We start from the raw sequence: 8,281 nt of genomic DNA on the forward strand, positions 1-8,281 counted from the left end.
AGGCGCGCAGCGCCGTGGCAATCCAGTTCGTTCTTCAACAATCTGGGAGGTCTGGTCTCGAATTGTCGCATCGCCACCGGATGCAACAATTCGAGACCTGCACGCCGAGCGGTAGCATCGATCACTTAACGCGCAGTGCTGTTGCGGCAGAGCAAAAACTCGCTGGTGCTGCCGAAGGTACAAGACTTGAAGGAGCTGAAAATGACGCTAGCTGAACGCTTCGACCTGTGGGCGCTGCAGCACGAGCAGAAAGGCATCGAAAAGGGCGAAGCGCTCTTGCTGCAGCGCCAACTCGCCCGCCGCTTCGGGCAGTTGCCTCCCGATCTCATCCAGAGGATCAGCCAGGCATCGGCAGCGGAGATAGAGCTCTGGGGCGATCGGGTCCTCGACGCGGGGAGCCTCGACGAGGTTTTCTGCGGCTGAGCGGCGACGTTCAACGTAAGGGGGGCAGGTCTCGCATCGCCGCGCCGATAGCCGGATGCAACAATTCGAGACCTGACCCCCAGGAAGTAGCATGACCCCGCGTCCTTGCATCGCCAGCCGCGGTCATGCATGCTCCTTCATCGTTCGAGTCAGCGCAGCGTAAGCCGCCCCGGATCATGAAACGCGCCCATCCGCTGCCGTCATTGCGAGGCGCGCAGCGCCGTGGCAATCCAGTTCGTTCTTCCGTCTCCTCGCCTTGGCCAGCCATCCACGCGCGAACCGATATCAGTATCGACGCACTGGATCGCCACGCCCTGCGGGCTCGCGATGACGTGCTCTCGTTCGCCACGCCCCGCATGCTCGCGACGACGCATCGCCATCTCGTCATTGCGAGGCGCGTAGCGCCGTGGCAATCCAGTTCGTTCTTCAACAATCTGGGAGGTCAGGCACCGAACTGTCGCATCGCCACCGGATGCAACAATTCGAGACCTGACCCCCGAGCGGTAGCATCGATCACTCGATACCCTTCGCTAAAAATGCCATCCGGCAGTAAAATCGCCTCATGAAACAGCAAGATGACGCCTCCTACAAGCTGCTCTTCTCGGCGCCGGAGCTCGTCCGTGACCTGATCATGGGTTTCGTTCCGGACGAGTGGCTGCACAGCCTCGACTACGGAACGCTGGAGAAGGTGCCGGGCAGCTACGTCGCTGACGATCTGCGTCACCGCGCCGACGACGTGGTCTGGCGTGTGAAGGCCGAGGGCGAGTGGATCTACCTGTACATCCTGATCGAATTCCAGAGCACGGTCGATGCCTGGATGGCGGTGCGGATGATGACTTACGTCGGCTTGCTCTATCAGGACCTGATCCGCAGGAAGGACGTCCTGCCCGACAAGCACCTGCCGCCGGTGCTGCCGATCGTGCTCTACAACGGTGACGCCAAGTGGACCGCGGCGACCGACGTGGCGGCGCTGATTCCGCGGGTGCCCGGGCTGGTCGCGAAATACCTGCCGAAGCTTGAGTACCTGCTGATCGACGAGAGCAGGTACACTGAGCCCGAGCTTGCCGATCTGAAGAACCTGATGGCGGCGGTCATCAGGTTCGAGCACCCGGAGAACGAGTCATCGCTGTTGCGGCTGATCGATCTTCTGAACGACTGGCTGGAAGGCAATCCCGAACTCAAGCGCATCTTTGCGATCTGGATACGCGCAGTGCTGTTGCGGCAGAGCAAAAACTCGCTGGTGCTGCCGAAGGTACAAGACTTGAAGGAGCTGAAAATGACGCTGGCTGAACGCTTCGACCTGTGGGCGCTGCAGCACGAGCAGCGGGGAATCGAGAAAGGCATTGAGAAAGGAATCGAGAAAGGCATTGAGAAAGGAATCGAGAAAGGCATCGAGAAGGGCATCGAGAAGGGCATCGAAAAGGGCGAAGCGCTCTTGCTGCAGCGCCTACTCGTCCGCCGCTTCGGGCAGTTGCCTCCCGATCTCATCCAGAGGATCAGCCAGGCATCGGCAGCGGAGATAGAGCTCTGGGGCGATCGGGTCCTCGACGCGGGGAGCCTCGACGAGGTTTTCTGCGGCTGAGCGGCGACGTTCAACGTAAGGGGGGCAGGTCTCGCATCGCCGCGCCGACAGCCGGATGCAACAATTCGAGACCTGACCCCGTGGAAGTAGCATGACCCCGCGTCCTTGCATCGCCAGCCGCGGTCATGCATGCTCCTTCGTCGGTCGAGTCAGCGCAGAGTAAGCCGCCCCGGATCATGAAACGCGCCCATCCGCTGCCGTCATTGCGAGGCGCGTAGCGCCGTGGCAATCCATTTCGTTCTTCCGTCTCCTCGCCTTGGCCAGCCATCCACGCGCGACCCGATATCAGCCCTACGCACTGGATCGCCACGCCCTGCGGGCTCGCGATGACGCGTCGCTATCCGGTCATTGCGAGGCGCGTAGCGCCGTGGCAATCCAGTTCGTTCTTCAACAATCTGGGAGGTCTGGTCTCGAATTGTCGCATCGCCACCGGATGCAACAATTCGAGACCTGCACGCCGAGCGGTAGCATCGATCACTTAACGCGCAGTGCTGTTGCGGCAGAGCAAAAACTCGCTGGTGCTGCCGAAGGTACAAGACTTGAAGGAGCTGAAAATGACGCTAGCTGAACGCTTCGACCTGTGGGCGCTGCAGCACGAGCAGCGGGGAATCGAGAAAGGCATTGAGAAAGGAATCGAGAAAGGCATCGAGAAGGGCGAAGCGCTCTTGCTGCAGCGCCAACTCGCACGCCGCTTCGGCCAGTTGCCTCCCGATCTCATCCAGAGGATCAGCCAGGCGTCGTCAGTGGACATCGAGCTCTGGGGCGATCGGGTCCTCGACGCGGCGAGCCTCGACGAGGTTTTCTCCGGCTGAGCGGCGACGTTCAACGTAAGGGGGGCAGGTCTCGCATCGCCGCGCCGACAGCCGGATGCAACAATTCGAGACCTGACCCCCCGGAAGTAGCATGATCCCGCGTCCTTGCATCGCCAGCCGCGGTCATGCATGCTCCTTCGTCGGTCGAGTCAGCGCAGCGTAAGCCGCCCCGGATCATGAAACGCGCCCATCCGCTGCCGTCATTGCGAGGCGCGTAGCGCCGTGGCAATCCAGTTCGTTCTTCCGTCTCCTCGCCTTGGCCAGCCGTCCACGCGCGACCCGATATCAGCCCTACGCACTGGATCGCCACGCCCTGCGGGCTCGCGATGACGCGCCGCCATCCCGTCATTGCGAGGCGCGCAGCGCCGTGGCAATCCAGTTCGTTCTTCCGTCTCCTCGCCTTGGCCAGCCATCCACGCGCGAACTGATATCAGTATCGACGCACTGGTTCGCCACGCCCTGCGGGCTCGCGATGAAGGGCTCAGCCCCTCTGCACGCATTCCTGGCGCTGCCGTCATTGCGAGGCGCGTAGCGCCGTGGCAATCCAGTTCGTTCTTCAACAATCTGGGAGGCCAGGTCTCGAATTGTCGCATCGCCACCGGATGCAACAATTCGAGACCTGACCCCCAGGAAGTAGCATGCGCGTGCGCCCACGCCTGTCCCATCGTCTGGTCGGCGGCGCTCACCGCCTCGGTATCGACCGGCACGAAGGTGTCGGTACGCCCGAGCGACACTACCTCGGCACCGAGCGCGACCAGGAGATCGCGCAGGAAGTCGCGCGCCACGCTCGAATGCTCGTACAGGCCCAGGCGCTTGCCCTGCAACAGGCCGGGCGCAAAGAAGTTGAGATAGCGGTCGCGGTAACGCGCCAGCGGCTCTGCATCGGGCGGGGGCAGGGCGGGCAGACAGTCGCGATACTCGGGGATCCGCGCGCCCATGATCGCCGCCTCGTGTTCCTTGCTGATCTCGCCCTAGGCCGTGTAGAACTTGATCCCGTTGCGGTCGAACGGAATGTGGCTACCGGTCACCACGATCGCGGGCAACCGCTGATCCAGCGCGTAGGCGGCCAGCGCCGGAGTCGGCAGCGCACCGGCAAAGATTACCTCCACGCCGCGTTCCAGCGCCGCGGACATGCAGGCGCGGGCAATCGCCGGACTGCTCGGGCGCAGATCGTGCCCCAGCACCACGCGGCGCGCCTGCGGCACCACCTCCTGCAGGAGGGCCAGCGCAAACGCCCGGCACACCGGCGCGCTCATGTCCTGGACCAAGCCATGCGCGCCGCTGGTGCCGAAACGCACACCGGATTCGGCCACCAGGCCCGACAAATCGATCAAACGCTGTTCCACGAGCACATCCCTTGCAAAAAACGCTGTAGGCGTAGGTCGGGTTAGCGCAGCGTAACCCGACACCCCGCCCAAAAAAACGGGGGGTCAGGTCTCACATCGTTGCATCGATCGCCGGATGCAACAATTCCAGACCTGACCCCCGGTGTGGTAGCAAATGAGCGACCTACAGCTACAAGCCAACATGCGGCGACGCATGATCACTTCGGCACTCCGGCATCCACCTTGTGCCGGGCAGCAAGCCATTCCGAAAACTCCGGACCCACCTCATCGTGGTGTTCGGCCAGATCGACGGTTGCTTGCAGGAAGCCGAGCTTGCTGCCACAGTCGTAGCGTGTGCCTTCATAGCGGAACGCAAAAACTTTCTCCCGGCGCAGCAGCTGGGCGATGCCGTCGGTCAGCTGGATTTCGCCACCGACGCCGCGTGGCAGGTTCTCGAGTTCCTTGAAAATGCCTGGCGTGAGGATGTAGCGTCCAGCCACCGCCAGCGTCGTCGGCGCCACTTCCGGGGCTGGTTTTTCGACAATCCCGCTCAAATCCACCAAATCGGGCGCGACGCTCTGACCGCTCACGATCCCGTAGCGGTTGGTGTGCTCTCGGGGAACGTCCTGGACGGCGAGCAAGCTCGCTTGCCACTCGGCAAACTGCTGCACCATCTGCGCCATGACCGAAGGCTTGCCAACCATCAGGTCATCTGCCAGCAACACGGCGAAGGGCTCCCGGCCTACCAGCTCCTTGGCGCACAGCACCGCATGCCCCAGCCCCAGCGCACGAGGCTGCCGAACGTACGAGCAAATCATGTCCTCGGGCGCGATGCTGCGCGCGACCTTGAGCAAGGCCGTCTTGCCGGCCAGCTCGAGCTCGTTTTCCAGTTCATAAGCGGTATCGAAGTGGTCCTCGATGCTGCGCTTGGTACGACCGGTCACGAAAATCATGTGGCGGATGCCGGCCGCGTAGGCTTCCTCAACCGCGTACTGGATCAGCGGCTTGTCCACCACCGGCAACATCTCCTTGGCCGATGCCTTGGTTGCCGGCAAGAACCGGGTTCCCAAGCCCGCGATCGGAAAAACAGCTTTTTTTATCATTACGTCACCGCAACAGAATTTGATCAAGGAAGAATATCGCAAACGCATCCATTCCCCCCTCCTAAAACCTAACACTTAACCCCTAACGCCTCTTCCCCCGAAACTGCCCCACCTTGCTCAGATTCTTCCACACCAGTGCCCCCAGCCCGCCGAATGCTCCCACCCTGGCGCGCCGCAGCGCATCGAGATCTTCACGCGACTTGCGCACGATGTTGTTCAGCGAGCGGTTGCTCGCCCCGCCCAGCCGCATCTTCACCAGCACTTCGGGCAGATACACCGCCTTGAAATCCGGCTGCGAAAACATGCGCAGGATGCTGAAATAATCGGCAGCGATCCGGTAACGGGCATCGAAGCCACCGATGCGCTCGTACCACTCGCGGCGCACGTACAGCGTCGGATGCGGCGGCATCCAGCCCCATTCCAGTCGCCGGCGGCTGAACGGCGACGAAGTCCAGTGCCGCACCACCTGGCTCACGTCGTCCTTGCGCACGTACTGCAGATCACCATAAACCGCGGACACCGTCGGGTCGGCGAAGGCCGCAGCCACCCGGGCCAGGACGTCCGGGCCGGCGAACACATCGTCGGCATGCAGGAAGCCGACGACGTCGCCGCTGGCGCGGGCGATCCCCTTGTTCAGCGCGTCGTAGATGCCGCGATCCGTTTCGCTCACCAGCACCGCCAACTGCTCGCGGTGCGCCTGCAGCACGCGCAGCGTGTCGTCCCGACTGGCGCCGTCGATCAGCACGTGCTCTCGATTGGCGTAAGACTGGCCCGCCACCGAGGCCAGGCAATCGGCCACCGTCCCCGCGCAATTCCACGTCGCCGTCACCAGCGAAATCTTCACTCCTGCCATTGCCTCATCAATCAAAACGCTACCCCGCCCATTCTTTCATCGCCCGGCCGCTTTCCTACAAGGCGCCGGCATCCGGCAACCAGCCGAACGCGCCGGCCGGTGCCGACATCCGATGATCGGTCGCCGCCGCGGTCACGCGCAGACCCTCTGCGGCAAAAAGCCGGAGCGCTCGGCGCATGTGCAGCGCCGACGTCAACCGTGCCCAAGGTTTGCTAATGAACATGCGATCTCGAAACCTCTCCAGCCTCAGCGAAACGCCGGCTCCAGCACCCGCGCCACCAGTGTTGCACCAACCGTGGTGAGATGGTTGTCATCGAAATACAAAGGCCTGCCATCGCGCACCACCTCGCACCATCCATCCGCGCAAAGCACCTCGTGTGGCAGCACGAGCGAAACGCCCGGTAGTCTCGACAATTCTCCCAACACCGCCAGCGTTCGCGACTGCGTCGCCTTGAACTCATCCTCACGAGGCCGCAGTTCAAAATCCTGCGCCAGCCCCAGCGACCTCAGATATAGCGCCCGCGGCACCAGCGTCTTAACGTCCGGCACAGGCCCTACCAGCCATACCTGCTTGCCCGCAGCAGTCAGTTGCTTCACCACCTCGGCCAAGCTGTCTGCTGCCGCAACCGATTTTGCATCACGCAGCGATGACCAGCGTGAAACCAGCACCACCCGCCCGATCCGGGGTGACGCCAGCAGCCAGCGATGCATTGCACCGTCGAACGCAGCACAGTCTCGGGCTTGCCAACTGCTGTCCTGCAAGTGGGTTCCAATCGCACAGCCGTGCCGCCCGGCGAACAGCACGGACTTTCCGGCCCTCGCCGCGACGTCGGCGATACCGGGCGCCAGGGCTTCCCCATGGGAATCCCCCCACACGACGGTGTCGACGGTAGGCGCCGCCCCCTCGGTCGCCCCCAGCGCACACAACTTGCCCAGCGCGATCTGCTCAGCGGTGAGGTTCATGCAAGGATTCTGGGCTCCGGCCACCCGATCAGTCATTCCCTGGACGATCTTGAGCTGATCACCCGCAAACCGCGACTCGATGCCGCGCCCCGAGTGAATTGCCAGACCTGCGGCCAGCGTCGCCGCGACGCAGAGTCCGCCAAACAGGAACAGCGCTCGCTGCCCGACGAAGACCCGGCGTTCCCGCACCGGCTTTTCGACAAAACGCCACGATGCCAGAGCGAACACGAAGATCGCCAGATTGACCAGGAGCAACTCGCTCAGCCCCAGACCTGTCAAGCTCAGGTAGCTCGCAAAACCCAGCAAGGGGAAGTGCCACAGGTACAGCGGATACGAGATCTGCCCGACAAAAACCATCGGCCTGGTCGCCAGCCAAGCGCTGGCACCGCCCCCTCCCGCCGAGATGATCAACGCGGCCCCGAGCACGGGCGGGACAGCCGCCAAGCCCGGAAAAACCGTCTGGTCGGAGTACGAGAGCACGGCAAATCCGATCAGACCGATTCCCAGCAGCGACCGCAGCGATCCGTCACGCTTGCTGCGCGTAGCAGGCACGACGCCTTGCGCGAGCAGCACGCCGACCAGCAGTTCCCAGGCACGCGTCGGCAACATGAAAAAGCTCGCCTGCGGCTCATACCGCGTCGCCACGATCGACAGCACAAGGCTGAGCAGAGCGATGCCGACAGTCAGCCAGCGCATCCCTGAATCGCTCAAGCGCTTCAGCAGGAGCAAGTACAGCGGCAGCAAGAGATAAAACTGCTCTTCCACCGCCAGCGACCACGTATGCAGCAAAGGCTTCGCCGCCGCCGTCGCACCGAAGTAGCCGCTGTCTTTCAGGAAGTAGAAGTTCGACAGGAAAACCGCATTGGCAACGCTGCTTTGCCCAACTCGCTTGAAGTCATCCGGCATCAGCACCAGCCAGCCGACGACCAGGCAAAACGCGATCATCGCGAACAGCGCTGGAAAGATGCGACGAATCCGCCGTTCGTAGAAACCGCGAACAGAAAACCGTCCGGCAACCAGATCGGACTGGACGACGCTGGCGATCACGAAGCCCGAGATCACGAAAAACACGTCGACGCCAACGTAGCCACCGGAGCCTCTTTCAAAACGCTAAATTCGGCAGAGCTTAAGCGGCTAGCTCACGCCTTTTGCGTGAATTTTTAAAAGCAAAACGCTTCGAACAAGCTTTTCTTAGCTAAATGGCATTTTCAGCAAAATTC

Annotated in this window: 10 protein-coding genes and 1 pseudogene; 4 read left to right on the plus strand and 7 right to left on the minus strand. The window is 62.5% G+C overall.

Annotated features, from left to right (window positions below; all coding sequences use genetic code 11):
- The 4 genes from CCR84_RS16320 to CCR84_RS00015 form a co-directional block, all read left to right on the plus strand.
- Window positions 1-215, plus strand: a 215-nt coding sequence (locus CCR84_RS16320; RefSeq protein ID WP_207186162.1) for a hypothetical protein, incomplete at its 5' end; no start/stop codon positions are given.
- Entirely contained in the window at window positions 202-423 is a 222-nt protein-coding gene (locus tag CCR84_RS00005) for a DUF4351 domain-containing protein (protein ID WP_201208887.1), read from the plus strand. The genes CCR84_RS16320 and CCR84_RS00005, both read left to right, overlap by 14 nt.
- 562 nt (window positions 424-985) lie before the next feature.
- Window positions 986-2,005 carry an Rpn family recombination-promoting nuclease/putative transposase gene (locus tag CCR84_RS00010; protein WP_201208888.1) on the plus strand — a complete coding sequence of 340 codons (1,020 nt, stop codon included), beginning with the start codon at window positions 986-988 and terminating at the stop codon, window positions 2,003-2,005.
- Window positions 2,006-2,559: 554 nt separating this feature from the next.
- Entirely contained in the window at window positions 2,560-2,817 is a 258-nt protein-coding gene (locus CCR84_RS00015; RefSeq protein ID WP_201208889.1) for a DUF4351 domain-containing protein, read from the plus strand.
- Window positions 2,818-3,017: 200 nt separating this feature from the next.
- On the opposite strand, the gene CCR84_RS00020 is transcribed toward CCR84_RS00015, so the two are convergent.
- From CCR84_RS00020 to CCR84_RS16370, 7 genes and pseudogenes are all read right to left on the minus strand, one after another.
- Complete coding sequence (locus CCR84_RS00020; RefSeq protein WP_242508451.1) at window positions 3,018-3,755, minus strand: hypothetical protein; 738 nt, start codon at window positions 3,753-3,755, stop codon at window positions 3,018-3,020.
- 33 nt (window positions 3,756-3,788) lie between these two features.
- Window positions 3,789-4,163 carry a phosphohexomutase domain-containing protein gene (locus CCR84_RS16360; RefSeq protein ID WP_338052534.1) on the minus strand — a complete coding sequence of 125 codons (375 nt, stop codon included), beginning with the start codon at window positions 4,161-4,163 and terminating at the stop codon, window positions 3,789-3,791.
- Between the two features lie 197 nt (window positions 4,164-4,360).
- A complete protein-coding gene (gene galU, locus CCR84_RS00025) occupies window positions 4,361-5,245 on the minus strand; it encodes a UTP--glucose-1-phosphate uridylyltransferase GalU (protein WP_201208890.1) in 885 nt (294 codons plus the stop codon).
- Window positions 5,246-5,327: 82 nt separating this feature from the next.
- Window positions 5,328-6,089 carry a glycosyltransferase gene (locus tag CCR84_RS00030; RefSeq protein WP_201208891.1) on the minus strand — a complete coding sequence of 254 codons (762 nt, stop codon included), beginning with the start codon at window positions 6,087-6,089 and terminating at the stop codon, window positions 5,328-5,330.
- A gap of 64 nt (window positions 6,090-6,153) precedes the next feature.
- Window positions 6,154-6,321 carry a hypothetical protein gene (locus CCR84_RS00035; RefSeq protein ID WP_201208892.1) on the minus strand — a complete coding sequence of 56 codons (168 nt, stop codon included), beginning with the start codon at window positions 6,319-6,321 and terminating at the stop codon, window positions 6,154-6,156.
- 23 nt (window positions 6,322-6,344) lie between these two features.
- Window positions 6,345-7,097, minus strand: a complete 753-nt coding sequence (locus CCR84_RS16365; RefSeq protein WP_338052535.1) for an SGNH hydrolase domain-containing protein — start codon at window positions 7,095-7,097, stop codon at window positions 6,345-6,347.
- A gap of 192 nt (window positions 7,098-7,289) precedes the next feature.
- Window positions 7,290-8,138 (minus strand): annotated as a pseudogene (locus CCR84_RS16370) (acyltransferase family protein); the annotation flags it as partial.
- Window positions 8,139-8,281: the final 143 nt, after the last annotated feature.

Source organism: Rhodocyclus purpureus (assembly GCF_016653115.1).
GTDB classification, from domain to species: Bacteria; Pseudomonadota; Gammaproteobacteria; order Burkholderiales; family Rhodocyclaceae; genus Rhodocyclus; species Rhodocyclus purpureus.